The sequence below is a fragment of the Stenomitos rutilans genome, assembly GCF_059505485.1.
Window position 1 is genome coordinate 1 of sequence record NZ_JCACKR010000134.1, and the last position, 25946, is coordinate 25946.

The window sequence follows — 25946 nt, forward strand, 5'->3', positions numbered from 1 at the left end:
TAGCATCCTAACTCGTTGATGTTCTGCCAAACCATCACCAAAAGCTGGGAAGAGCAGAGTCGCAGCAGACTGGATCGTGCTCGCTTGTCCACTTTTGAGCAGGTAAAGCAATTGGAGCCGTTCTTTGTCAGAAGCAGTCTTGGCGTGTCTGAGTCGTTGCTTCAGGTCCGCTTCGGTTTCAGTAATCTCGAGCTTGTAAACACCGGCCATAGCTACTGCTTGAACCCAACAGCTACTTCATATCATCTGTAGCTTAATCTTGAGGAATTGGTATAAAAATACTTATAATTCTTTACATAACGCAACAGTAACGGGAGAACGCCATCATGGTTGGATTCATTAAGGGTATTTTAGGAGCCAAGCAAACGGCGAAAACAGACGCGATTCCAGCACCTGAAGTATCGCCAAAGCCAAAAACTGAACCCAAGGCACAAGCGGCACCCAAGGCACAAGCGGCACCAAAAGCACAAGCGGCACCCAAGCCAGCTAACCAGAAGCCCCAGGCGTTTTATCTTGACTCTAGCGATGCTAGAACGCTGGGCGATATTGATTACATGCAAGCGGCGCGGGAGATCAAGCGATCGTTCCCTAAAACGCTTGGCGGAGAAGAACTGCGTACTGTATCTGTTGTTTCTTCATTGCAACGATCGGCAGCACAAAAAGCGCAAGCGATCGCCCAGCAAGCACAGATAAAAGTCACACCATCTGCAACCTTTACCTCTCAATCAACAACGCGCAGCGGTTGGACAACGCCCAAAGCTGACAATCCACCCAAAATCACAGATCCCAAAGAGCGCCGCCGCCGAGACTCTAACCTGGATGCGTTTCGAGCGATGGCGCGTGACCTTCAGAAAGGGAGAATGCGGAACTATTAAGGGGAGCGGTCAGCAATTAGCGATCAGCGGTCAGGCGAGAGGTAGCTTTCCTTATGCAAATAATCCATCATCCCTTCAACGGATGGTTGAAAATCGTGATGGAGATGAGGTGTATGAGGCTGACCGCTGATAGCTGACGGATAACTCACTCATCGCCTAAGATTGCCATGTTGCACCTTGTACGCGGTTGTGAAACGTTCTGACTCCTGGTGGCGAGGCTTTTTGACAAAGGCTTCGCCACGATCGATTAAGCCTCCCCGCACCTGGAAACTCGCCTTTGGAGCTGTTTCTGCGATCACGGAAAATGTCCTTTGGCGAGATGATCACTTGGCCGTTGTCTCTGACGATCACGATTCTTCATGGCTAACGCTTAGCCCCGGTCAGCGTTTTGTAGTGGTTGGAGATGTGTGGCTTCCCAACCTGAGCTTTATGCAGCGATCAGGTATAGGGATCCCAGAGAGGCAAGACCCACTGTTGTTAGGCGACGAGCATCTACTAGTGGCGCATCTGTGGGAGCAACACGGTACAGCCACCTGGGAAAAGCTATCAGGAGCCTTTGCCCTCGCTGTGTGGGATCGAGAGCAACAGCAACTCTGGCTGGGGCGCGATCGCTCTGGCATTTACACGCTGTATTACACAACAGATGGCGAAACCCGTTGGATTGCACCCCAACTGGGGGCGATCGCGCCTCATTGTTCGTCTGACTTAGATTTGGTGGCACTGCGAGACTATCTGTGTTGTGCGTTTGTCCCTGGGACGCGCACGCTCTGGCGATCGGTACGAGAAGTGCGTCCTGGTAGCATGGTGCAACTGCCGGATGAGATTGTAAAACCCTACTGGCATTTACAGGAAGACATCACGCATTCTGAAAAGTCGTTGGAGTGGCACGGCGATCGACTCCGTGAGTTGCTGGATGAGGTTGTGCAGGCGTATCTGCCAACAGGAGAACCCGTCGGCACGTTTCTGTCGGGCGGGCTGGATTCTAGCTGTATTACCGCATTGGCGGCAAAATTTCACGATGCGCCGCTGCACACCTATGCCATCCACTTTGGTGCAGATTGTCCTAACGAGCTGGAGTTTTCTAGCCTGGTCGCGCAGCACTGCCACACGCAGCACCACATGCTCGAAATTACCTTTAAGGACATGTGGGAGCATTTACCAGAGACGATGGCTGCTCTCGATGACCCGATCGGCGATCCGCTGACTGTTCCAAACCTGCTGCTGGGACGATTGGCAGCCAAGACCGTAAAAACGGTGCTGAATGGGGAAGGGGGTGATCCTTGCTTTGGGGGACCGAAAAACCAACCGATGCTCATTAATGCGCTCTACGGCAACGTCACCCAGCAGGAGTCTTTGCAAGCGTATCTAACCTCCTTTCAAAAGTGCGCGACCGATTTGCCCCAACTGCTTAAGCCTGATATCTGGTCAGCCGTGCAGTCTGAGCCGTCTGTATTTGTAACTACGCTCCAGTCGAGCGATCGCTACTTAAATCGGCTGATGGCACTCAACATTCAATTTAAGGGCGCGGATCAGATTTTGACAAAGGTGCATAATTTGACCCATGCAGCGGGGATCGAGGGGCGATCGCCCCTGTTTGATCCCCGCATCGTGGCGCTAAGTATGACCATTCCCCCCGAATATAAGCTCTCAGGCGTGCAGGAAAAGGTCGTGCTGAAGCAAGCCGTTGCTGATTTATTGCCACCCGCCATCTTGCAACGCCCCAAGAGCGGCATGATGGTGCCCGTTCAGCGCGGCTTTCGCGAACACTGGAATCGGCAGGCCCGATCGCTATTGCTGAGTCGTCAAGCGGCGATCGCGCCTTACCTTAACCAAGCGCTCATCCGCAACTGGCTCGACTATACAGGTGATACCTGGGGACGCTACGGCGTGAAACTCTGGTTATTGGTCAGCCTGGAATACTGGCTGCAAGCGCGACGGTAAGTGGTGGTCAGCGGTCAGCGGTCAGCTATCAGGCGAGAGTGCAGCTTTCTACCTACGGACAAGCCATCCTCGCTGATACGAGTGAATAGACTGTTGTGCAATTATTCTGGCTGCTGACTGCTGATCGCTAATAGCAATTTCTTAAACCCGTTTGACCAGCAACACAGATTTCACTGGACGCATCACGGGCTTTCCTGCTGAGTCAAGCTTGCCGTATACGGTTTTGCCATCGTAGTAGAGCGAGGAAGAACTGCCACCATCTAGATTCATGGCCTCCTCTACGTCCAAGGTTTTGAGGAATGCTGCCAGTGCAGGCAAGGTCATGCCGCTGCCAGCAACTCCTGGTTTTTGAGCCACCATGACCCACAGCAGGCTACGATCGCGGGTCACACCGATCGCCGTTCTCGCATTCGGTTGGCGACTGCCCAACGCATCACGGATCATGTTCCCATTCGCTTCAGCCACAAACCCTTCTGGTTGAGCGGTCATTGTTGGCAGCAGGCGAGGGCCACCCCCCAGTGCATTTACCAACTGACAGCCTGCGGGAACTGCATCACTGTGCAGAGCGATCGCATATTCACGACGATTGCCACACTGATACTGCCGAAACTCTGTGCGATTCAAAATTTTGCTCAAGTAGGGAGTCAGATCTGGGTTGCTCATCAGGCTCTCATTCTGCTGAGGATCAGCAACAAGTTTGCCGTTGAGTGTCACGTAAGCCGTTGATTTCTGATTTTCGGGATCAAAAAAGCCACCGTTCAATGCTGCGATCGCGTTTTGTCGTTGGGCGATCGCCTCGACCGTTTCCACCGTTTTCGAGAGCGCAGGCACGACGACAAACTGACCATCAAGCGGAATCTTTAAGGTGTGAACGATACTATGCGCTTGTGGATAGGTCTTATATTGCATGACACGTTTTGGCGGAGAGGCGCTTGGGGCCGCATTGGAAACCGCGATCGGGGGTGGCGGAATCAGCACCCGTTGCACGGCCCAAGCCATCACAACGATGCCGATCGCGCCTAGACTCGTAAACCAAATTGCTTTCACGCCAGCTCTCTACAAACCAATTCTTCATAACCCAGCTAATCGAATGCAGGATACACCCGATTCGGATACCATCTTAAGACGTTACGCCAGCGTCTGGTAAACGGGTATGAAAACGAATGCGGTCCGCCTTTTAGATACCTTAGGCATCACTTACGATCTGCGCGAGTATGCGGTCGATCCTGATAATCTGGCAGCCGAAAGTGTCGCTCAGAAGCTCAATCTACCGCCCGATCAGGTATTCAAAACGCTGGTGGTGCGGGGCGATAAAACGGGTATTTGCCTTGCAGTGATCCCCGGCAACACGCAGCTTGACCTCAAAGCATTGTCAAAGCTGGCAGGCGATCGCAGTTGCCAACCCGTACCGCTCAAAGAAGTCCAACCGCTCACGGGCTATATTCGCGGCGGAGTCACAGCCCTTGCCTGCAAGAAAGACTACCCCGTTTACGTGGATGAACTCATCGAAATCTTTGACGTGATCTCCATTTCGGCAGGCACACGCGGGTTGCAAATCCTCCTCGCTCCAACTGCTTACCTGCAAGCCGTCAAAGGAATCATCGGTGCCATTTCACAGCCAAAAGTGTCATGATTTAGTACGAGCTTACTATGATAAGAATCAAGATTGAGAGAGTGGCATCGCGCTTGCCCAACCGAAAACCGTAGAAGACAGCAAGCGAATCCTCTGTGCTCTCTACGCCTCGGCGGTAACATGTCGCTCTTTAATTCTCCCTAAGCACCGCGATCGACGGCAAAAAGAACCGCAATGAGTGTCATCACACGGCGACCATCAGTACCAGAATTGAGCCAGCAGATTTTAACAATGGCGAAAGCGGGAGTCTACCGAGAATCGGTGTTTGAAGCACTGCGTCCGATGGCAACCAAAAAACAAATCAGTGCCGCGATCGCCCACGCTAAGCGCTTTGGGCTACACTCGGTCGCCAGCCTACGCGATGACGAGCTGGGCACCTACTATCAAGTTGACCTGGTGAAATATCAGTCACTCGAACACGCGATCGCCACGCCAGCGCATTTAGGTGACGATGCCGAACTGCTAGAGCGGGTAATGAGCACTAATACAGCCATGCAGCGAATGTTAGTCGTCGCTCAAGGCTTAGCAGCTCTCTTGGGCATCATCGGCACACTTTGCCTGTTAAACGATCGCTATCAGCTTGGCATCGGGTTGCTCAGTGGTGCCTTCAGTGCTGCAAGCGTTTGGGCCATGCAGCGATCGCTCAGCAAAAAGAGTCTCTAACGCCTCACCCAGCACGGGGCAAAACGTGAAGGGAATGGGGAGTAGGGAGTAGAGAGTAGGAAAGTTTTGAGTTTTGAGTTGCATCTGCTTTCCCTCCTTCTGCCTTCTCTGCTTCCCTTGCTTCCCCTTCATCCTTTAGCCTTTGCCCCCTCACCCCTCATCCCCACGAGTGTGATTTTCAGTTTTCACTCCAGAGAGCGACTTGACCACCGCTTCAACGGTAGACGCTCCGGGTTGTGCCTGTGGATTGCGCGTGTACCACCAGGCCCAGGCAATGAGAACGGCCTGTAGCGGCAACCTTGCCCAATAAAGTGCTGGGTTGTCGGGAATCCCTTCTAGCTTAATGTTGTTAATCGCCATGTTGATATTGGCAGGAAAGACTGCAATGAACAGGGCAATTAAGCCCCACGCAGCTGCTACGCTGACCAGCGGAATCAGCAACCCGATGCCGCCTAAAATCTCGAAGAACCCGCTGATATAAACCAGTTCTAAAGGATGCGGTAACTGTGGCGGCACGATTTTCACAAACGGCGTGGGTTTAGCAAAATGAATGATGCCAACAGTGATGATAGAGATTGCTAGCACAACCCGAAGAATCTCTTTGCGGCGGTGCGATCGATGCTGCGTGAGGGTCATAAGCCAAAAAAACAAATGCTGAGCTGACCTTAGCAGCCACTCGACGGGTACGACATCTGCCTGAAGTCCCCTTTGGCACAGGCAACCATCAAAACCTCAAACGTTCAAAGTCTTTGCACCTAGAGCCGCCGCAACGAGAACGCCAAAGCCCGAAACCAATGCCAGGAAAACTTTTGCTGGGGACGAGCCTCAGTCGAGCCTTCAAAAAACATTGCCAGCGATCGTGCTGCTTTCTCTAAACTCGCGGGATCGTTGGGATAGTGTGCCTCTGCGGTTTCGACCAACGCTTGCATGGTGGGAGCGGTCGGTTCAATGCCACAGTTACTCAAGGCATTAAAGGCAGATCTGACCTGGTTCGCATCAAATTTAGACAATTCCATACCTCTCACCGGATAGTACGCGCCCTTCGTGTGTTCATTAGTCTATAAGCAATACTTCAACCCACCTAAAGCTCTTTCCGTAAGTCTCGATCACTCTAGTTCTACCGCATCAGTACAGGAAGCGCGATGGAGCCAATGTGTCTTGCATATGATGACTTTCAATACGATGACTTGCAGGAGGTGAGTGAGAAGACTCATTTCGCGCGAAGGTATGCCACAGACCATATCCACTGCTCCGCCATGCTTTCTTGAAAGACCACAAGAGAATCGTTACTGTGCACGATCGTCTCCTTTTCAAGACTCAGCACACCGATCGGTCTAACAGTTCCCTAGAATAGTTTTTTATCGGCTTCATTTTTCCAGTTGCGTCCTCATGACCTCAGACACTTCTCGCCAGATCTGGATCTACGACACCACGCTACGGGACGGTTCCCAACGAGAAGGCTTGGCGCTTTCTTTAGAAGACAAACTCCGCATTGCGCGGCAGCTCGATCGCTTAGGCGTACCGTTTATTGAGGGGGGATGGCCTGGAGCCAATCCGAAAGATGTGCAGTTTTTTTGGCAGCTACAGGAAGAACCCCTGACGCAAGCAGAACTGGTTGCCTTTTGCTCTACGCGTCGTCCTGGCATAGCTGCGGCAGACGATCCCATGCTGCAACCCATTCTGGCAGCGGGCACTCGTTGGGTCACAATCTTTGGCAAATCCTGGGATCTCCATGTCACTGAAGGGCTAAAGACAACCCTGGATGAAAACCTGGCGATGATTCAGGATACGATTCAGTACCTTCGTGCTAACGGTCGTCGTGTGATTTATGATGCCGAGCATTGGTTTGATGGCTACAAGCACAACCGAGAGTATGCGCTAGAAACCTTGAGAACGGCGATCGCAGCAGGCGCTGAATGGCTCGTCTTCTGCGACACCAACGGCGGTACCCTGCCCCACGAAATTGCGCGAGTAGTGCAGGAAGTGATTCAGGCGTTTGATTTGCTCGCGTTAGAGAAAGCAGAGGGCAGAGGGCAGAAGGCAGAAGGGGAAGCAGAGGAAGCAGAGGGTGCAATAGCACACATCGAACTCAAAACTCAAAACTCAAAACTCAAAACTCTCCCCCTTCCCTCTCCTCCCCGCCTCGGCATCCACACCCATAACGACTCTGAGACGGCGGTTGCCAATGCGTTAGCAGCCGTGATGGAGGGCGCACGCATGGTACAGGGCACGATCAATGGCTACGGTGAACGGTGCGGTAATGCAAATCTATGTTCCCTGATTCCAAACCTGCAAACGAAACTTGGGTTCGCCTGCATTTCAGATGAGCAACTGGAGCAACTCACGGAAACCAGCCGTTTTGTGAGCGAAGTGGTGAATCTTGCGCCTGATGACCATGCACCGTTTGTAGGGCTATCGGCGTTTGCCCATAAAGGCGGCATTCACGTGAGCGCGGTAGAGCGAAACCCGCTGACCTATGAGCATATCCAGCCAGAGCAGGTGGGCAATCGTCGCCGTATTGTGATTTCTGACCAGTCGGGGTTGAGCAACATTCTGGCAAAGGCCCGTAGCTTTGGCATTGAGTTAAATAAGAAAGACCCCACCTGTCGCCAAATCCTCAACCATTTGAAGACACTGGAAAGCGAAGGCTATCAGTTTGAAGCCGCAGAAGCAAGCTTTGAGCTACTGATGCGCGAGGCGTTGGGGCAACGCCAAAAACCCTTTGAGGTCAAAGGGTTTCAGGTGCATTACAACATGCTGCCAGACTCAGAAGGCAACCGTGCGACCTCTCTAGCAACCGTGAAGCTGGCGATCGGCCCCCATGAAATTCTCGAAGCTGCTGAGGGCAATGGCCCTGTGTCTGCGCTGGATGCCGCTTTGCGCAAAGCCTTGGTCAACGCCTATCCCGAAATCGACACCTTTCACCTGACCGACTACAAAGTGCGAATTCTCGATGGCAAAGCGGGAACGTCTGCCAAAACGCGTGTACTGATTGAATCCAGCAACGGACATCAGCGCTGGATGACGGTTGGCGTCTCCGGCAATATCCTGGAAGCATCCTACCTGGCAGTCGTAGAAGGGCTGGAGTATGGATTGCTGTTGCAGAACCAGGCAAAAGAGGCATTGGCTTCCCCTGCACAAGCGAAATGAGCTGTGCTTTAACGCCCTTTTCTGATTGCTGGACAGTTTGGATCAATCGGGCGTAGCCGCCGCATCGTCAGTGATCGGTGTCGGAGCAGGGTAGCGAGGGCGTGGACTGGGTGCAGCACCACCTGCGGGGTCATCCCAATCGCCTAATTTTCCTTGACTAGAAGGAATCCAGGTATCATCCTCATCGCGCTCCCACGGTGGGCTACCGATGCCAAGGCGTTCTAACACGCCAACCGATCGTTGAAGCAGTCGTTCTTCTGAGCCTTCACAGACAATGAGGCGATGAGATCCGCTGCTCAATACCCCATCTGTAGAAAGTTCATAGGTACTGAGAACTAGATCGGAAAGGAAGGGTAACCCGATCGCAGCCAGAATTAAGGATGTCACGTTGCCGCTGTCAAGATTAAACACAAAATCCCTCACGCTGCCCAGCAATACGCCCGTTTCAGTTACGACTTCGCAATTGATTAAGTTGGTGTAAGCTGCGACCTCGATCGCTCCAATCGCATCCTCATCATTCACCCAAATAACATCGTCAAAATCCCGAATGCTGCTCCAGAAGATGAACTGAGAGCTTCCGTAAAGCAAGCCTGGACGGATGCTGAATCCAACAATTGCTTTTCGCTCAAAATCTGCCCAAAGTTGGCTAACCACACCCAGCTTTTTGCCACTGTTACGGACTGCAACCTGGGTGCCAAGAAAATTTGAGCGCTGGCGGATCTCTTCAAGAATCATCATCGCACCTTTCCCATTTGTAGGGACGTTACATGTAACGTCCCTACAGTCAGTTAATTAAACCTCGACTTTCACACCCTTCCAAAACGCGATGTAACCCGTGATATTTTTGGCAGCATCTTTGGGGGTGGGGTAGTACCAGGCGGCATCAGGATTAGTTTTGCCGTCTACTTCAATCGTGTAGTAGCTGGCAGTGCCTTTCCACGGGCAACCTGTATGCGTGCTGCTCTCTTTGAAATACTCGCTGTGGATGGAGTCTGGTGGAAAGTATTGGTTTCCTTCAACGACTTCGCAGCGATCGCTTTCGGCTAACACAGCACCATTCCAAATTGCTTTCGGCATCGTCTTAACCTAACAACATCAAGAAAAGCCTAACGAACTCTGCGATTGGCCGCAAGTGCAGACAGTTTTGAGTTTTGAGGGGTTGGTCAGGCTATTTCACACCTGGAACGGAGTACACTGAACCCCATGATTGCCAGTTTCCTTCCGCCCGAAAGCGCTCAACTTACCGAACCAACGTCGATCGCGCTAGCCCAAAGCATCGAGCGTACACAGATTCAAACCCTCCTCTGCGCGGCACCGATCGCGACTGCCTACGTGCATCAAGGCTCAGGTGGCACACCAATTTTGTTGCTGCACGGCTTTGATAGCTCCGTGTTTGAGCTTCGTCGTCTCTTGCCATTGTTAGCCGCAAAGCAAGAAACCTGGAGTGTCGATTTACTGGGGTTTGGTTTCACCGATCGCCCCCCCCATATTCCTTTCAGCCCAGCCGCCATCAAAAGCCATCTTTACGCTTTCTGGAAAACTCTGATTGCTCGACCGATGATTCTAGTCGGTGCGTCAATGGGCGGTGCTGCTGCGATCGACTTTGCCCTAGCCTATCCAGATGCCGTGCAAGCACTCGTTCTCATTGATAGTGCTGGCTTTGCGCGCGGGCCTGCGATCGCTCGCTTCCTCGTTCCACCGCTGGGCGAACTGGCCGCCAACTTTCTCCGTAGCCCCAAAGTCCGGCGCAGTGTCAGCCTGCAAGCTTATGCCGATGCCAACTTCGTCTCACCCGATGCGCTTCTGTGTGCCGCACTGCACCTGCAATGCCCCAACTGGCAGCAAGCAGTCATCTCATTTACCAAAAGCGGCGGCTATAATTTTCTGGCAAACAAAATCGCTGCTGTTGCTCAACCAACCCTGATTTTGTGGGGCGACTCCGACAAGATTTTGGGCACACAGGATGCGGAGAAGTTTCAGCAAGCGATCGCTCACAGCAAGCTGGTCTGGATCACTCAATGTGGTCATGTGCCTCACCTAGAAAAGCCGCAAGCAACAGCAGAGCAGATCTTAGCGTTTTGTAGTTAGAAGGCCAAAGGCAGAAGGCAGAGAGCAAAAGGTAGAAAGCTCCAAACTCTCTAATAACTCAAAACTTAAAACTCAAAACTTTTCATCCTCATCCTTTCCTCCTTCCCCCATGCCCCAAATCAACGATCCCGCACTTATCGCTGAACTTACTGCCCTGTATATGACTTACGAAAAAGCGCTGGTCGAAAACGACATCGTCACGCTGGATGCCCTGTTTTGGGATTCTCCTGAGGCGCTGCGGTTTGGTGCAACTGAGAATCTGTATGGGATGGATGCGATTCGAGCGTTTCGGCAAGGTCGCCCAACCAAGAATTTAGCGCGAGATATTTCTCACTTAAAGGTAGTCACATTTGATGCCGATACCGCGATCGTCACCTTAGAGTTTCAACGTGTGACTGATGGCACGCCGCGTCTGGGTAGACAAAGCCAGGTTTGGCAAAAATTACCTGAAGGATGGAAGATTGTCTCAGCCCATGTTTCGTTGTTGCCGGAATAGGGAACAGGGGATAGGGTGTGGGGCGTGGGTATAGTTTTGAGTTTTGAGTTTTGTTGCTTCCCCTGCTTCCTCCGCCTCCCCTGCTTCTTTCGCTTCCCTTACTTCCCCTGCTTCCCTTACTTCTCACTTTTGATTCCCGAACGCAAAACGTCCCCCCTTTCCCTTGAACGCCCCTTCTACCCGTCTCGCTGCATTGACTCAAGCTCAGTTAGAAAACTGGGTGGAGCAGGCGACGGTTTATGCACAAACGGGTCGTTTGCCGGACTACATTCCGTTGCTGGCGCAGGCAAATGCTCAACTCGTTGCGGCAAGTGTTCGATCGATTGACGGGACTAGCCATAACGCTGGGGCGATCGAACAACCGTTTGCTCTCATGAGTGTCGTCAAACCACTGCTGCTGCTATCTTTGCTAGAGCGGTTGGGGCGGGAGGCTGTGTTTAGCCATGTTGGCATTGATCCATCAGAGCAGCCCTTTCATTCGCTGGCACAGTTAACCGCCGATCAAGGCTTTCCACGCAACCCGATGTTGAACAGTGGTGCCATTACCCTTGCATCCATGCTGCCGGGGTCAACTGGGGACGATCGGTGCGAAGCATTGCGGATGTGGCTGAATCAAATGTCAGGTAGCCAACTTGTATTAGACGAACGAATGTTGGCATCGGTACGATCGCTACGGAATGAAGCCAACCGGGCGATCGCGGATGTGCTGCTGCGTGCAGGCCATATTGATGCTGTTGAGACTGCTCTGGATACGTACAATCACATCTGCTGCCTCTCTGGAACGGTGGAAGATTTAGTGCAAGTGGGGCTGCTTTTGGCACAGCCAAATGGGCAACTCCATCCCTTTCATCAGCGTGCAGTGAACGCTCTCATGTTGACCTGCGGCTTATATGAAGCATCCGGGCACTTTGCGGTACGCATCGGATTACCCACAAAATCGGGCGTGAGCGGAGCCTTACTTGCCGTTGTGCCAGGACAAGGCGCGATCGCCTGCTACAGTCCCACGTTGGATGCCACAGGTAACTCGATCGCCGGACTCTTTCTGCTAGAACAACTCACCCAAACGCTACATCTCAACCTCTTTGGCTAAGAAGCTGTCTCAAAAATATGGCTCATTCAGAAGCTGCCAGGGCGTAGCAGCCCCTACACTTTACTCCCTTCACCATTTCTTCCATCTCTATCTTCACCTTCGACAAATCAACTCCATTTTTGCTATTTTGATGACATGTCATTGAATGAAATGTCATCTAATAGGACTTCACTATGAATATCTCACCAACCATCGTGACTGTGCCTTGTTTTTCCGGTGCGCCCTGGCAACTGGAGCAGCTTACACCCCTTGCAGGTTGTTCATTACGCACCATGCGTCTGCCAGAAACTCTCGACACTATTGAAGGCTATGCCGATTTTGTGGCGAAGCAAGTCGCTGATCTAGAGCACTACATTCTCGTGGGTGATTCCTTTGGGGCAAACATTGCGATCGCCCTCGCTACGCGCCAACCGCAAGGACTAGAAGCATTGGTGTTATCCGGTGGCTTTGCTGCCGATCCCATCACCAACCCATTCACAAAACTCAAGCTAACGGCGGCTTCTTTCCTACCAGGAGAGTTATATCAACAGATAACTTTGCGCTTTCACGCCCAGAGCCTTGCTTCTCCCTATGATTTTGATGGGCAAGTGCCGCTATCTCAGGCTGCTATTCGGTCGCTGTTCATCCAGAACACGCCGCGCCACAGCTACCTAAGCCGCATGAAAGCTGCCTTCTCAGCTAACTATTTGGATAAGCTCGATCGCATTCAGGTGCCCACGCTGGTGCTGACCCCTGACTACGAACGGCTGATTGGCAAAGACGCTGCCCGCCAATTGGTAGAAGGCATTCCAGAGGCAACCGAACTAATCCTGCCTCATACGGGACACATGTTCCGCTTCACCCATCCAGTGACGTATGCTACTGCCATTCAGGACTTTTTACAGCGACGTTTTGAGAGCGATGTGACGGCTACATGCATGCCATTGAAGAGTTACGCTATCTGATCTTGGCGGCGCAGCGGGAGGGCGATCGTGCCCTCTCAGCAGCACTCAACCCGATCGAGCTAACCACGTCTCAAGCCGAGGTGCTACGCGTGCTCTATGACTGTGCCCCTCTGTCCTTGCTTGAACTGGGTGAACGGCTCGTTTGCGAAACAGGTAGCCCCAGCCGCTTGGTAAATACGCTGGTAGAAAAGCAGCTAGTGGAGCGATCGCCTTCTGCCACCGATCGTCGTATGGTTACGCTCTTGCTCACGCCATCCGGTCGGCAACTGGCAGAACAGGTGAAGGCGATCGAACAAGGCTTTTATGCTCAAATTGGTGCTGTGTTGGAATCCATGCCCGTTGAAGCTATCAACGCAGCCCTCTGGCGCTTTGTAGATGGAAGACCCACTGGCAAGGCTTTGACGTACCGCAAAAACCATTTCTGAGAGTTACAACAGTCGCCAGATGAAGGGATAGCGGTAGGGTGTTTGAGGTTCTGTAGCAACCCGGACGATCGCCACAATAGGCAGCAAAATACTGGCAATGCCCAGCAGAATCAACAACGGAATGCCGATCGCCACCAGCACTAGCAGACCGAAGACGATCGCATAGAGAAAAAGATTGATATGAAAGTTAATCGATTCTTTAGCGTTTTCCTTCACCACCGAATCATCCGTAATCAAAAGGATGGCGATCGGGATGCCGATCGAGATAACCGTAGAGCTCAAAAAAATTGCGCCATGACAGAGCGCTGACAAAAGCTTACGCCGATCTTGATTATCCATAGCAGCTTAAAATGGGTGAACTGCGTACATCCTGGCGGTTAACTCCGTTTCCCCCAGCTCCGTACTTGCTTATTCTACTCACTGACTGCTGGCGATTGTCGCTATCTTTAAAAGGGTCAGAAGGCAGAAGGCAAAAGAAAAAAGGAAGCTTGCTACTTAACAACTGACAACCAGTATCTGTCTTAACTAGAATTCAAAACTTAAAACTCAAAACTCTCCCCCTTACCCCTCTCCCCTCACCTCATTCCCTAACCGCATGTCTACAGAACTCCAGGCTGAACTTCAAACAGCAGTCGAACGTCGGCGCAATTTTGCCATTATTTCCCACCCAGATGCGGGTAAAACCACTCTGACCGAAAAGCTTTTGCTGTACGGAGGTGCCATTCACCAGGCAGGCAGTGTCAAGGCACGACGGGCGCAGCGACACGCCACCTCAGATTGGATGGAAATGGAGCAACAGCGCGGGATCTCCATCACCTCTACCGTGTTGCAGTTTGCCTACCAGAACTGCCAGATTAATTTACTGGACACACCGGGACACCAAGATTTCAGTGAAGATACGTATCGAACGCTCGCAGCAGCCGATAACGCGGTGATGCTGATCGATGCCGCAAAAGGGTTGGAGCCTCAAACCCGCAAGCTGTTTGAAGTGTGTCGGATGCGTGGCTTACCCATCTTCACGTTTATTAACAAGCTCGATCGCCCCGGACGGGAACCCCTGGATCTATTGGACGAAATTGAACAGGAGTTGGGCTTACAGACCTATGCAGTGAATTGGCCGATTGGCATGGGCGATCGCTTCAAAGGGGTATACGACCGTCGCAGTGAACAGGTGCATCTGTTTGAGCGCAGTGCCCACGGTCAACGGGAAGCGATCGATACGGCAGTGAATCTTGGTGATCCGCGCATTGAAGAGCTACTTGAGCAATCGCTCTATTACCAGTTCAAAGACGACCTGGAATTGCTCGAAGGTTTGGGGCCAGAGCTAGACCTGGATCTGGTGCATCGGGGCAAAATGACTCCTGTTTTCTTTGGCAGTGCGATGACCAACTTTGGCGTGGAGCTGTTTCTTAATGCCTTTCTGGACTATGCCTTGAAACCGGGGCCTCACATCAGCAACAAGGGTGAGATTCCACCAACCTACCCGGAGTTCTCTGGGTTTGTCTTCAAGCTGCAAGCCAACATGGATCCCAAGCACCGCGATCGCATCGCCTTTGTGCGCGTGTGTTCCGGTCGCTTTGAGAAAGATATGACCGTGAGCCATGCCCGATCGGGCAAAACGGTGCGTCTATCTCGTCCTCAAAAGCTATTTGCTCAAGATCGAGAAGTGATTGAAGAAGCCTATCCCGGTGATGTCATTGGCTTGAACAATCCGGGCGTGTTTGCGATCGGCGACACCATCTATGTCGGTTCCAAACTGGAATATGAAGGCATTCCCTGCTTCTCGCCGGAATTATTTGCTTACTTAAAGAACCCGAACCCGTCGAAGTTCAAGCAGTTTCGTAAAGGCGTTTCGGAGCTTCAAGAAGAAGGTGCCGTGCAGATTATGTATTCTGCTGATGAAGCAAAGCGTGATCCGATCTTGGCGGCTGTCGGGCAACTCCAATTTGAGGTCGTACAATTTCGGATGCAAAATGAGTACGGCGTTGAAACCCAGCTTGAACTCTTGCCCTATAGCGTCGCGCGATGGGTCGAAGGAGGTTGGAATGCCCTGGCAAAAGTAGGTCGTCTGTTCAACACCGTAACAGCAAAAGATAGCTGGAACCGTCCTGTGCTGCTGTTTCGTAACGAATGGAACATGAACCAGGTACAAATCGACCATCCGGAGTTACAACTAAACGCGATCGCCCCCGTAGTTTCTGGGAGCGAACCGGGCGCTTTATGAAGCTATCTTAGAAAGGCTACGCGCCAGTCGTCTACCATCCTTTCCGAGTAGGAGAAGCACTATGCCTCCGGTTCCTGATTCGTCATCGACCGCTCAACACGTTCCAGACCTGGAAACCGGACTAACGGCTCTCAAGCGGGGTGATTATAAAACCGCGATCGCAGCCTTAGAATCTGTCCCCTTAGCCGCCGATCATCCCCTGGCAGCAAAAGCACAGATGGGGCTTGCCGTAGCCTATGCGCGCGTGGGTGAGCCGTTACGCTCAGCCGCTCTCTGTCAGGCACTCCGTCAAAGCGGCAATCGGCAAGTTAGCACTTGGGCCACCCAGACGCTAGCTAGCCTCATGGAAAGCAACCCACAGCTTGCCGATCAGATCCAAGCAGCGACTCCGGTTGAGCCACCTCACGTTGGACGACTCCACGTTAAGCCACTCCATGTTGAATCCGTCAAAGCGGCGAAAACCCCTGTTGATTCACCTTCTCCTTCACCTGAGCCTGCTGTCGATGACCTGACGGGCTTCACGCCGTTTGATCCAGCGGCTCCACCAGAGTTTGTTTCGACGGACGATCGCGCGATTCTGCCAGACCCTACCGCACTGCCTCAACATGCGGTTTCGAGAAGCACTCAACCCATCACAGCAATTCAACCCGATGTGGCTACAGACGAAGCGGCGATACTAGATGCGAGCCATTCAGCCTCCAGCCCAGACGAAACAGCGGTTTTGCCAGAAAATATTGCCCGGAAGATGCAGAAGCCTCGATCGTCTGAGAGCGTAGGATCAACCGCTGCAAACCATATCTTTCAAGGCAGAGCCTCTCAGTCTGTACTGCCGTCTTCTGTAGAGGAACCTCCGTTGTATCAGGCAGGGTGGCGGCAGGCTGGTCGGCTACCGCAGGGTAAGTCTCTCGGCAAGGTGAAGCTGCTCCGCTTGCTACTGTTACAGGCTGGCACCGCGATCGCTCTGTTTTGGATGGTGCAAGCGATCGTCTACAGCACTGCGCTTTACTACAGCATTGCCCTCACCAAAATCCCTTTTCTCAATCTGCCACGGCAGTTATTTCATCCACCCGTGGTTCCCATTCTCATTCTTCTGGGGATACTGTTTGTGGCATCTCGCTGGCTGCTGGATGGGCTGCTGACCGCTGCCTATGGGCTGCAACCCCTGTCGCTGGGTAAACTGGCGACCTACAGCCCCGAAACAGCCCAATCGCTTCAGCGCTTTTGTCGCCAACAGCAGATTCCCATGCCAGTGCTAGGAGTCTTGCCTGCGGCTGAGCCGATCGCGTTTAGCTATGGCTGCATTCCTCATGTAACGCGTACCGTGGTTAGTCAAGGGTTGCTAGAACAACTGGCAGACGATGAAATTGCCACAATCTACGCGGGTGAAGTGGGACATATTGCTTGCTTTGATGTACCGCTGCTGTCGCTCGTAACTGTGCTGGTGCAGATTCCGTACATAATTTTCCGACTGGTATCTGACTGGGGCAATCGGAAACAGGCCGCTATTTCACGCGTCTCGGCTAGCATTCTTGCCGCGATCGCCTATGGTCTGTATGCCCTGTTGCGGTGGGTGGCACTGTGGCTATCTCGGCAGCGGGTCTACTACAGCGATCGCGTGGCAGTGGAACTGACGGGCAATCCCAACGGTTTCACTCGCGCTCTGCTCAAAATTGCGATCGGTACCACGAAAGAAGTCCAAACTCAAAAACAGACAAGCTATTTGCTGGAAGGGTTTGACCTGTTGACTCCCTTAGGGCAGCGGATGGCGACGACACTTGGCAGCGTTTATTTTCACACGCCGATCGAATCCGTGCTGGAGTGGGAGCGAACGAACCCCTATCGCCACTGGTTAGCCGTTAATAATTCGCATCCACCCACAGGCGATCGGCTAAACCTGTTGTCGATTTATGCCCGTCATTGGAAGCTGGACACCGAACTGGAGTGGGCAAAAGAACAGCGCGTCAGTCAGTCAAACGGCAGACTTACAGGTCGTCAATGGCGATCGCTGCTGCTACAAGGGGCACCTTTCTTTGGGCTGGCGTTTGGGTTTGCGACGGCCTATCTCTTCGCAGCACTGGGTTGGGTCGGTTGGAAGGCAGGCAACAACCAACTAGCGTGGATGTATGGGGATGGCTCACTGCTAAGAGGGCTACCGCTCATTGGCTTTAGCATTGGCACCTTTATTCGTATCAATCCGCTGTTTCCCGATCTACCCTTTGCCAGCAACAAGCCGACCAGTACGTCTGATTCGCTGATAGGCTTGCTGAAGCCTGTCGATCGCATTCCCGTTAACAGCCAGCCTGTTTTGCTAGAAGGCACACTTTTAGGACGCATTGGCAGTAGCAACTTACTCAGTCAAGATTTGTTGCTACAAACCCCAACAGGCATCGTGCGGCTTCACTGGCTATCATCCTGGGGGCCGATCGGCAACTTGTTCCCTCAGATTGTGCGTCCCACCGATTTACTCCATCAGACCGTAACCGTGACAGGCTGGTTTCGACGCGGTGCCACCCCCTGGATTGATGTCGATACTATTCGCACAGCAGGCGGACGAGTGAGTCGTAGCGGACATCCCATCTGGTCTACGATTTTGGGAGCGATCGCCGCTGCCTATGGCATCTACACCATCTTCCGAGGCGGCATTTTCTAAAGAAAATTCCTCTCTTCTTTTACATAGCGGCATTCAGCGGCTCTAATTGGATATAAAGTCACTATTTTCCGAGATTTCAACCTAGTAAGGGTAGATTCCCCGTTGCAAAGTGGCGAAGAGAACAAACTGCAATCTGAATCTTCAAGCTTGAGAGCAGATTCGCTTCCACACTCTTTCGCTTGCAGGGTCAATTGATTTTTTTAGTCTTCTCACAACTCGTTGACTCGATCACTATCAAAGGCATCCCTAACTTTCTCAAGGTTGGACTCGATATCTGATTCCTTCATGTACATACATGTAAACGCTTCAATGCGACGACGTGGATCACGTAATCGTTCATCAAAGATCGCGATGAACTTCTGAGCTATTTGAGTTCCAGGCAAATACAATGTTGAGCCGATAATATTAGAATCAGGTTCAAAGAAGTGTATAAATACTTCATTTTCGTCAAGAATAACTAACTCATAATCTTGTTCGATCGGCGTGAGATACAAGTTGAAGTTCCGGCCATGAAACAATTTAAAGTACTCCTCAATATCTTTAATCTTCTCAACCTCGTTAGTTGCAATAATTCGATGATACTCCTCTAGAGGTTTGTAACCTTTTTCTCCTAGAACTCGATCACGAATAGCTTCTCCATACCTCGGCTGATTAGTTGCAATACCACGCGGTGAAAATCGTGTTGAGCGAATAATGCGTCTGGCTCTGTATGTTGCTGCGATTAGAGCTTCAAACGCTGCTCGCTCGCCATCAATGTATATATAGTTGCCTTGAGAAGTTGCTTTTATTTGCTCAAAGACCTTAGCGATTTCATCAGCTTTTGGTATATCTAGCTCTCTCACTCGTTCCAATAACTCTTCTAAAAGTTCACGCTCAGAGCGAATAACAATTTCTCGTTCGCTCTGAGAAGAGGTTAACGCCTCTTGAATCTTTGTTTTTAACTGAGGCCATGTAAAAGCGAATATCTGCTCTATTTCTGCCGTTTCGCGACGTGAATCTTCAGATTGTAGATTGTTTAAATCGGTCAATAGTCGCCGAAAGTCCTCCTCATTAAAATCTTTGGACTGAAACTGACTTATCGAGGAATGTAAAGCTGACTTGTTCACATCAAATAGTAATGGAACAATGCGGCTTTTTGTATGATTTTTGGATAATGCCCCTGCTTCAAAAGCCATCCACAAGCTGTTTAAGTTATTGTTCGTGTATATAAGTATTCCACAGTCAATAGACTCTAAATTATCTTCCAGCTCCGAGCTCCACTTTTTCCCCGCCGCTATATGAGTTGAAAGAAATATTCTTGTAGAAGAGAAACAAATGCGAAGCCAAACTGCAATTGCCTCAGCAATCTTCCGGCTTGGTTCTTGCGACCAACTGATAAATAGGGTGAAGCTCATGATAGATGATCCTATTAATTGCCTAGCATTAATTACAAAGTGCAGTCAAAAGTGTGTTAGCTTTCACACAAAAGCTAATAGGAACAGATCGTTGTAATTGGTGCAGGCTTCCATCATACTTTTACTGTATTGACTAGGATTGAGCCGCTCTATACCTTGGTGCGCTTTAAAGCTTTGCAAAGATAATACTCCGTTGGTGAAAATAATACCCTAAGCGCTCTAAAGTTTTTGCTAGTCAACCAGCTATTTCCTCTTGAGCCTCCGTCCTCATACCCAGTTCTTCTCCTAGCGCTTGAAAATGCTGGGGTGGTCTTCTACAGTGTCATCAAGGTTACAACTGGTGAGGAAGGCTGATGACTGCCGCGTTAAAGGATTTTGAGCAACCCGTTCCTGAAAGTATTCCTGGAAAGCCGCGCTATAGCCCCCGGAATCGACGGCGTATTCTTTGCGTCTTTCCCAGGTACAGCCCGTCGTTCGGCACGTTCAACAATGCGTATCCGCTGCTGGGTGGCGTGAAAGCGTTTATGCCGCCGCAGGGTATTCTGGTCGTTGCTGCTTATCTGCCTGAGGAGTGGGAAGTCCGGTTCATTGACGAAAATATACAATCAGCAAAATCTGCCGATTACCGTTGGGCGGATGTAGTCATTGTGAGTGGGATGCACATCCAGCGATCGCAGATCAACCACATCAACGCAATGGCACATGGGCATGGGAAGCTTACAGTGATCGGTGGCCCTTCCGTTTCAGGCTGTCCAGAATATTATCCAGATTTTGACCTGCTGCATCTAGGGGAATTGGGCGACGCAACCGATCGCATGATTGAGTACATGGACTTGCATACCGATCGTCCCGCCCAACAAATTCGCTTTGAAACGACCGAACGCTTGCCGCTCAGTGAGTTTCCGGTGCCTGCTTATCACCTGATCGACCTGAACAAATACTTCATCAGCAACGTGCAATATTCCAGCGGATGCCCGTATCGCTGCGAGTTTTGCGACATTCCCGAACTGTATGGACGCAATCCGCGTCTGAAAACGCCAGAACAGATCGTGGCAGAACTGGATGCAATGCTGGCTTCGGGCAATCTGCGTGCCGTGTATTTTGTGGATGACAATTTTGTGGGCGATCGGCGTGCCGCTCTGCAACTGTTGCCCCACCTGATCGACTGGCAAAAGCGTAACGGCTACCCCATCCAGTTTGCATGCGAGGCCACGTTGAATCTGGCACAAAACAAAGAGTTATTGGCACTGATGCGTGAAGCGTACTTCTGCACCGTCTTCTGTGGCATCGAAACGCCCGAAACCGACGCGCTCAAATCCATTTCTAAACAGCAAAATCTGATGGGTGGCATGTCCATTCTGGATGCTATTAAAACCCTTAACAGCTATGGGATGGAAGTGGTCTCAGGCATCATCCTTGGGCTGGATACGGATACACCAGACACGGGCGATCGCATTTTGGAATTTATTCGCCTGTCCAACATCCCCATGCTGACCATTAATCTGCTCCACGCCCTACCCCGCACTCCCCTGTGGCGGAGGCTTGAGGAAGAAGGACGGCTCAACTTTAACGAAAACCGGGAGTCGAACGTTGAGTTTCTCATGCCATATGAAGAGGTTGTGGAAATGTGGCGGCGCTGTATTACCACGGCCTACGATCCGGATTTCCTTTACCAGCGGTTTGCGTATAATGTAGAGCACACGTTTGCGAATCGCATCACCCCCCCGTTGAGTCCAGCCCGCCTATCGAAAAAGAACATTCGTATAGGACTGTGGATTATGGCGAACTTGATTCTACGGATTGGCGTGTTGAGTAACTACCGCAAAACGTTTTGGCGCATGGCAGGCCCAAAGCTTAAGACGGGCAACATTGAAAACCTGATCCACATTGGGCTGGTGGCGCATCACCTGATTACCTTTGCTCAGGAGTGCAGTCGGGGCGAGCAGGCTGCGTCGTTCTATGCCCAAAAGGTGAAAACGGCACAACGATTGCGCGTTGGGAGCTTTGCCCGTTAATAAAGTGCTGTTTTCTACTCAGCGGCTTCGATCGCTTGACCAGGGGCGATCGTTAAACCGTAAAGAGCAGCAAACCGTTTGAAAAGCCACATAGTTTCGTGGTTTGGAATGCGGTCTAATTGCACCAGGCGATAAATCTTGCGCTTTGCCAGCGCTTGCAAATACGGAAGATCTTCAAATAGGGTTAAACAAGATGCTGCATGAAGCAACAGTTGCAGGAATGGCTTATACCATTTCAAATCGCTGTAGATGTCAATAAATAGCTTGTGCTGCGTGTTGTTTAATGGAATCGCGTTAAAGATCACCGTCATGCGCTTCCCGTTATAAACGGGAATACTTAATTCCACTGTAAATGGGGTGTGAAGAGTCAACTCTACTTCCACCACAGGCTGTCGCCAGATTCGCAACGCGTTAAAGGGCGAATCGAGCATAGTCTGGAATTTGACGACGCCACCAATGTCAGTAGTTTGCATGTGGTTGACTTGAATCACACGCAGATTGTTGAGACTAAAACTGTGGACGCTTTCTAAATGTTTCAGGTTTAACAAATGATAAATCTGACAAACGTAAGAGAAAGGCAACACATACTCCTGACGAATCATGTGTTGTTTTTGTAGCTCAGCCATTCGCGATTGGGCGGTTTCTAAATACGTCTCTTCTAAGCCAGTCAGTTGATGATGTTCTTGCAATAGCGTCACTTCAGAATCAACGTCTGGCTTTGGTTTCAAATACAACCAGCCCATGAGGCATAAGATAGCCGTGACAAATTGGATGAACTCGATCGCCGAGACATACCCATCCGCAAAGGCAGCCGTAATTCGATCGATCGCGCCAAAAAGCCCGGATGGAATCCCAAGCAACCAAACGCCATTTCTAAAGCGATTGAGAAGATTATAAACCTCTGTAAACGGATGACTTTCTAATAGATCAAAGGTGGTACTGTTGGACATAGGATCAAGCTTTTATCTGGCTGGTATGGTTGAATGTTTCTTATGAATAATTTCCATGAAAAGTGTGTTCTGAGAGCAAGACTCATTGAGTCGATCGCTCAAAAAGCAAACGGAAATTCATCTACAGCAAAACGCTAAGCTGCCAATCTTATCGACTACGTTTCATTCTTCGAAAGCAACTTCAAAGAATATCTGATTCGTAAGCTCATTGCGCCTGTCGTTTTATGCTAACGACTACACTTTTAAGTGCCCTCTGTCGTAAGTCAAGATTAATTTTCATTTACACAGTAGGGCTATAGCTTAGGGTTGACTAATCTCACGATCGGAGATCAGCCTTGAGTCAATTTAGTCTGGTTGTGTTTGCTACTACAACCGTTTCTTTGTGGTAAAAATATAAGCGATCGGGCCTTTTGCAGCACGACGGTAGGACTCTGATATCTAAGCCATTGCGTCGAGTGCGGATGCAGTTCGAGTGGTGAAATCGTGACTAGAACTTGAGATCCGTAGTCAAGTTTTTCGCCTACCCCGTTAACTTTACCTACGCAGGCACTTACGACTTAGGTGTGAACCGCTCACTCCATCGATCGCGCTACTCTTTTAGACATTGTTTCTACGTTTGGTGTAGCGGTAAGTGCCGTCACGCTGTTGCACTGTTGACCTCATGAATGAACTGATTCAAACCATCAACCGTAGCCTGCTTACCTGGGTGAGCCGTGCGATCGACCTCTTACCAGCGCTCATCTTGGCGTTGATTGTCTTGGTCATAACGCGATACAGCGTCCGACTGGTAAAACGCATACTCAAAACCAGTTCAGAGCGGCTGATCCGCAGCGCGTCTTTGCAAATGTTGCTGGTGCAAATCAGTGCCGTTGCGGTTTGGGTGGTGGGTATCCTGATAGCCTGTACGCTGGTGTTCCCCAGTTTGCGGTTGGGCGACATCATCGGTCTGCTGGGCTTGAGTTCTGTAGCGGTTGGCTTTGCCTTTCAGGATATCTTCAAGAACTTTCTTGCGGGCATTCTGTTGCTGCTCAACGAACCCTTCCGCGTGAATGATCAAATCATCATCAACGATTACGAGGGCACCGTCGAGTCTATCAACATCCGTTCTACCCAAATTCGCACGTACACCGATGAACGGGTTGTGATTCCCAACGCGATCGTCTTCACCAGTCCTGTGCATGTACTCACCCATTACGCCTCTCGGCGCACCGATGTTGAAATTGGGCTGCACTACGACACACCGCTTCCCGAAGCCCGACAGGTATTGGTCAACGCTCTAGCAGATGTAGAGGGCGTGTTAACCAAGCCTGCGATCGAAGTCGATGTGGCTGGGTTTGGTGACAGCGCGATCAAACTGGTCGTGCGCTACTGGACACTGCCGCAAAAAATAAAAGTGCGCCGCATTCAAAGTGAGGTCATCGTTGCGCTCAAGCGCGCCTGTGATCAGGCAGGTTTCCACATTCCTTACCCTATTCGCACAGTCTACCTGCCACCGCCACAGCCTGTAGACGATCACCAGTCCATCTCATCCCACCAAAATTGAGCGATCGCCCTTACTCCACCTCATTCAAACTAAAATCCACACAGTCGTAAATCTCTGCAAAGGTCATTTCTACATTGACCGACGCAAAGGTGAGTTTTTCAGCCGCAGACTCGTAGGCTCGAAACAGCCATGTGTCACTGTCTGCTTTGGTGTAATGATCGATCGCAACCTCGTACTGGTTAATCAATACGTACTCTTGAAGTTCAGCAATCGAACGGTAGTAGCGAAACTTATCCGTGCGATCGTAGTCCTTCGTTGATTTTGATAAGACTTCAATGATCAGACATGGGTTGAGAATTGTATCGGTACGCTGGGTTTGGTCTGGACGTTGTTGAAAGCACGGCTGACCCTCGATCACCAGCACATCTGGATAAGTATATTGCCGATAGGACGGAATCCACAACCGCAAATCGCCTATGTAGGGTTTGAACGGTTTCCCACGCAAAGCAAATTTCAAGAGCGCATAGACATTACCAGCAATCTGGTTATGGTTAATCGATCCGCCTGTCATTGGCACAAGGTTTCCGTCACGGTACTCGCTATGAAACTCAGCCACTTCTTCTTGTGCCAGATACTCTTCGGGAGTGTAATAGCGCTGCTCCGTTTGCATGGTTCCCAGCCCTTCTTGACGTTCACTGCTTCTACACTCAAGCTAGCATGGCAGTCTGAGTTAGACGATCGTGTCCTATGTCCGCATCTACGCCATGTTCCATCTATGGCGCTGTGCGGTAGTGAGGCTGAGATGACACATCGTCAGGTTGTTCTTGTAACGGTGGGCGGAGCACCAGATAGCTGATTGCACCCAACAGAGGCAGCAAAGCTACGGCCCGAAACAGGCGTTTATCGGTGAGTCCTCGTCGCGCCATATCATCCCGTACCAGTGCCGGAAAGAGCACCGAAAGCAGGCAAAAGTCCAAGCTCATCACGTGGATAAAGCGGCTCGATCGCCATTGCTGCGCAAAGTCTGCCCAATTGCCCTGACTGAGGCCATAAACCAGAAGACCGAGTGCTGCGATCGCCAACCCCAACGCCAACCAGCGTGAATCTAAAAGCTTGAGCAGCCAGTTCTTCTTACCCACAAACGATCCGTTCGGCTCTCTCAAGGCCAGATACGGCACGATCGCAAACGCACCCACTGCAAATGATGCCGTTGCAAAGAGCCAGGCGGGAACTTTTTGCATTCTGCCATCGATAAACATCAGGCAGCTATAAAGCATTGGCATCACGCCCATGATGTTAAACAGCGCCACAACCAATGGATTGATACCTGCGATCTGCCCTGTAGAAAGGTGCTTGATCAACTCAACCGTATCGGGACGATCGGGAGGAGCGAGCAAAAAGGCGTAGCTGACAAACACCAGCCACACTAGCCAAAAGCCAATTTTTCTACCCATAATCCATGCTGCAAGGAGATCTTTTACACCCTACACGTTCCAGCAGGCGTTTGGACTGAGAGAAGAAGGATGGGGGATAAGGGATGAAAGATGGAGGATAGAAGGCTCAGAGCTGATAGCTAAGCATTGTCTGACTTATCGTGGGTTTTACTGAGACGCTCAAGAGGTTCATTGTCCCTTCATTAAGCTTTTACGATTTCTTCTCCCAAAAAGAATGGCAACCTGCGATTCTAGAAGAAACTCACTTCAGACGGACGATGACAGCTTTTTTGATCGGTGTTTCATTTCTGTTGGGCTTTTGCACCGCGATCGCAAGCCTTGTTGCACTCTTTCAGGTTTACTTTGCGCCAACCGAGTAAGCGGCGACCAAAGCGATGATGTGTTAGGGCTACGTGTTAGCAACTCTGCGTTGGCTAATTAGACCACTTGCACATTAGCTTACTGGCTGCACGAGAGACCGTTCAAAGTTGT

At 50.9% G+C, this 25946-nt stretch carries 24 protein-coding genes and 1 pseudogene; 14 read left to right on the forward strand and 11 right to left on the reverse strand.

Annotation, left to right across the window (positions count from 1 at the left end):
* Positions 1–210: pseudogene (locus AC5JLP_RS27875) on the reverse strand (hypothetical protein); the annotation flags it as partial.
* A gap of 116 nt (positions 211–326) precedes the next feature.
* Here AC5JLP_RS27875 and AC5JLP_RS27880 point away from each other — a divergent pair.
* Both AC5JLP_RS27880 and AC5JLP_RS27885 read left to right on the forward strand, forming a co-directional pair.
* Entirely contained in the window at positions 327–875 is a 549-nt protein-coding gene (locus AC5JLP_RS27880; RefSeq protein ID WP_496071105.1) for a hypothetical protein, read from the forward strand.
* Between the two features lie 189 nt (positions 876–1064).
* A complete protein-coding gene (locus AC5JLP_RS27885; RefSeq protein ID WP_496071106.1) occupies positions 1065–2816 on the forward strand; it encodes an asparagine synthetase B family protein in 1752 nt (583 codons plus the stop codon).
* Positions 2817–2957: 141 nt separating this feature from the next.
* Here the strand turns inward: AC5JLP_RS27885 and AC5JLP_RS27890 are convergent, their stop codons facing one another.
* Complete coding sequence (locus AC5JLP_RS27890) at positions 2958–3863, reverse strand: phosphodiester glycosidase family protein (protein ID WP_496071107.1); 906 nt, start codon at positions 3861–3863, stop codon at positions 2958–2960.
* 106 nt (positions 3864–3969) lie between these two features.
* On the opposite strand from AC5JLP_RS27890, the gene ybaK reads away from it, so the two are divergent.
* Positions 3970–4449: a Cys-tRNA(Pro) deacylase gene (ybaK, locus tag AC5JLP_RS27895; RefSeq protein ID WP_496071108.1), complete on the forward strand. Its 480-nt coding sequence runs from the start codon at positions 3970–3972 to the stop codon at positions 4447–4449.
* 174 nt (positions 4450–4623) lie between these two features.
* On the forward strand, positions 4624–5112 hold the full coding sequence (locus tag AC5JLP_RS27900; protein WP_496071109.1) for a hypothetical protein: 489 nt from the start codon (positions 4624–4626) through the stop codon (positions 5110–5112).
* Between the two features lie 150 nt (positions 5113–5262).
* On the opposite strand, the gene AC5JLP_RS27905 is transcribed toward AC5JLP_RS27900, so the two are convergent.
* Complete coding sequence (locus AC5JLP_RS27905; protein ID WP_496071110.1) at positions 5263–5748, reverse strand: DoxX family protein; 486 nt, start codon at positions 5746–5748, stop codon at positions 5263–5265.
* 119 nt (positions 5749–5867) lie between these two features.
* Positions 5868–6128, reverse strand: a complete 261-nt coding sequence (locus AC5JLP_RS27910; RefSeq protein WP_496071111.1) for a hypothetical protein — start codon at positions 6126–6128, stop codon at positions 5868–5870.
* Between the two features lie 373 nt (positions 6129–6501).
* Between AC5JLP_RS27910 and cimA the strand changes: the two genes are divergently transcribed.
* Positions 6502–8262 (forward strand): citramalate synthase, encoded by a 1761-nt coding sequence (cimA, locus tag AC5JLP_RS27915; RefSeq protein ID WP_496071112.1) that lies wholly within the window; start codon positions 6502–6504, stop codon positions 8260–8262.
* Positions 8263–8304: 42 nt separating this feature from the next.
* Here the strand turns inward: cimA and AC5JLP_RS27920 are convergent, their stop codons facing one another.
* Both AC5JLP_RS27920 and AC5JLP_RS27925 read right to left on the reverse strand, forming a co-directional pair.
* A complete protein-coding gene (locus AC5JLP_RS27920) occupies positions 8305–9000 on the reverse strand; it encodes a PRC-barrel domain-containing protein (protein ID WP_496071113.1) in 696 nt (231 codons plus the stop codon).
* 54 nt (positions 9001–9054) lie between these two features.
* Entirely contained in the window at positions 9055–9339 is a 285-nt protein-coding gene (locus AC5JLP_RS27925; RefSeq protein ID WP_496071114.1) for a DUF427 domain-containing protein, read from the reverse strand.
* 126 nt (positions 9340–9465) lie between these two features.
* Here AC5JLP_RS27925 and AC5JLP_RS27930 point away from each other — a divergent pair, with 126 nt between their 5' ends.
* From AC5JLP_RS27930 to AC5JLP_RS27950, 5 genes are all read left to right on the forward strand, one after another.
* A complete protein-coding gene (locus tag AC5JLP_RS27930) occupies positions 9466–10350 on the forward strand; it encodes an alpha/beta fold hydrolase (RefSeq protein WP_496071115.1) in 885 nt (294 codons plus the stop codon).
* A gap of 109 nt (positions 10351–10459) precedes the next feature.
* Positions 10460–10846, forward strand: coding sequence for an oxalurate catabolism protein HpxZ (gene hpxZ / locus AC5JLP_RS27935; protein WP_496071116.1), 387 nt, complete (start codon positions 10460–10462; stop codon positions 10844–10846).
* Between the two features lie 163 nt (positions 10847–11009).
* On the forward strand, positions 11010–11936 hold the full coding sequence (gene glsA / locus AC5JLP_RS27940; protein ID WP_496071117.1) for a glutaminase A: 927 nt from the start codon (positions 11010–11012) through the stop codon (positions 11934–11936).
* A gap of 173 nt (positions 11937–12109) precedes the next feature.
* Positions 12110–12880 (forward strand): alpha/beta fold hydrolase, encoded by a 771-nt coding sequence (locus AC5JLP_RS27945; protein WP_496071118.1) that lies wholly within the window; start codon positions 12110–12112, stop codon positions 12878–12880.
* Positions 12850–13305, forward strand: a complete 456-nt coding sequence (locus AC5JLP_RS27950; RefSeq protein ID WP_496071119.1) for a MarR family winged helix-turn-helix transcriptional regulator — start codon at positions 12850–12852, stop codon at positions 13303–13305. The genes AC5JLP_RS27945 and AC5JLP_RS27950 overlap by 31 nt, the downstream gene beginning before the upstream one ends.
* 3 nt (positions 13306–13308) lie before the next feature.
* On the opposite strand, the gene AC5JLP_RS27955 is transcribed toward AC5JLP_RS27950, so the two are convergent.
* Entirely contained in the window at positions 13309–13644 is a 336-nt protein-coding gene (locus AC5JLP_RS27955) for a DUF4870 domain-containing protein (protein ID WP_496071120.1), read from the reverse strand.
* Between the two features lie 256 nt (positions 13645–13900).
* Between AC5JLP_RS27955 and prfC the strand changes: the two genes are divergently transcribed.
* Both prfC and AC5JLP_RS27965 read left to right on the forward strand, forming a co-directional pair.
* A complete protein-coding gene (prfC, locus tag AC5JLP_RS27960; protein WP_496071121.1) occupies positions 13901–15529 on the forward strand; it encodes a peptide chain release factor 3 in 1629 nt (542 codons plus the stop codon).
* Positions 15530–15590: 61 nt separating this feature from the next.
* Positions 15591–18179, forward strand: coding sequence for a M48 family metalloprotease (locus AC5JLP_RS27965; RefSeq protein ID WP_496071122.1), 2589 nt, complete (start codon positions 15591–15593; stop codon positions 18177–18179).
* 209 nt (positions 18180–18388) lie between these two features.
* Here the strand turns inward: AC5JLP_RS27965 and AC5JLP_RS27970 are convergent, their stop codons facing one another.
* Positions 18389–19573 (reverse strand): toll/interleukin-1 receptor domain-containing protein, encoded by a 1185-nt coding sequence (locus AC5JLP_RS27970; protein WP_496071123.1) that lies wholly within the window; start codon positions 19571–19573, stop codon positions 18389–18391.
* A 353-nt stretch (positions 19574–19926) separates the two neighbouring features.
* Between AC5JLP_RS27970 and AC5JLP_RS27975 the strand changes: the two genes are divergently transcribed.
* Positions 19927–21588, forward strand: a complete 1662-nt coding sequence (locus AC5JLP_RS27975) for a B12-binding domain-containing radical SAM protein (protein ID WP_496071124.1) — start codon at positions 19927–19929, stop codon at positions 21586–21588.
* A 14-nt stretch (positions 21589–21602) separates the two neighbouring features.
* Here the strand turns inward: AC5JLP_RS27975 and AC5JLP_RS27980 are convergent, their stop codons facing one another.
* Positions 21603–22538: a hypothetical protein gene (locus AC5JLP_RS27980; protein ID WP_496071125.1), complete on the reverse strand. Its 936-nt coding sequence runs from the start codon at positions 22536–22538 to the stop codon at positions 21603–21605.
* Between the two features lie 661 nt (positions 22539–23199).
* Here AC5JLP_RS27980 and AC5JLP_RS27985 point away from each other — a divergent pair.
* On the forward strand, positions 23200–24081 hold the full coding sequence (locus AC5JLP_RS27985; protein ID WP_496071126.1) for a mechanosensitive ion channel family protein: 882 nt from the start codon (positions 23200–23202) through the stop codon (positions 24079–24081).
* Positions 24082–24091: 10 nt separating this feature from the next.
* Here the strand turns inward: AC5JLP_RS27985 and AC5JLP_RS27990 are convergent, their stop codons facing one another.
* Positions 24092–24691: a Uma2 family endonuclease gene (locus AC5JLP_RS27990; RefSeq protein WP_496071127.1), complete on the reverse strand. Its 600-nt coding sequence runs from the start codon at positions 24689–24691 to the stop codon at positions 24092–24094.
* Between the two features lie 103 nt (positions 24692–24794).
* Positions 24795–25475: a DUF2834 domain-containing protein gene (locus AC5JLP_RS27995; protein ID WP_496071128.1), complete on the reverse strand. Its 681-nt coding sequence runs from the start codon at positions 25473–25475 to the stop codon at positions 24795–24797.
* Positions 25476–25946 lie beyond the last annotated feature (471 nt).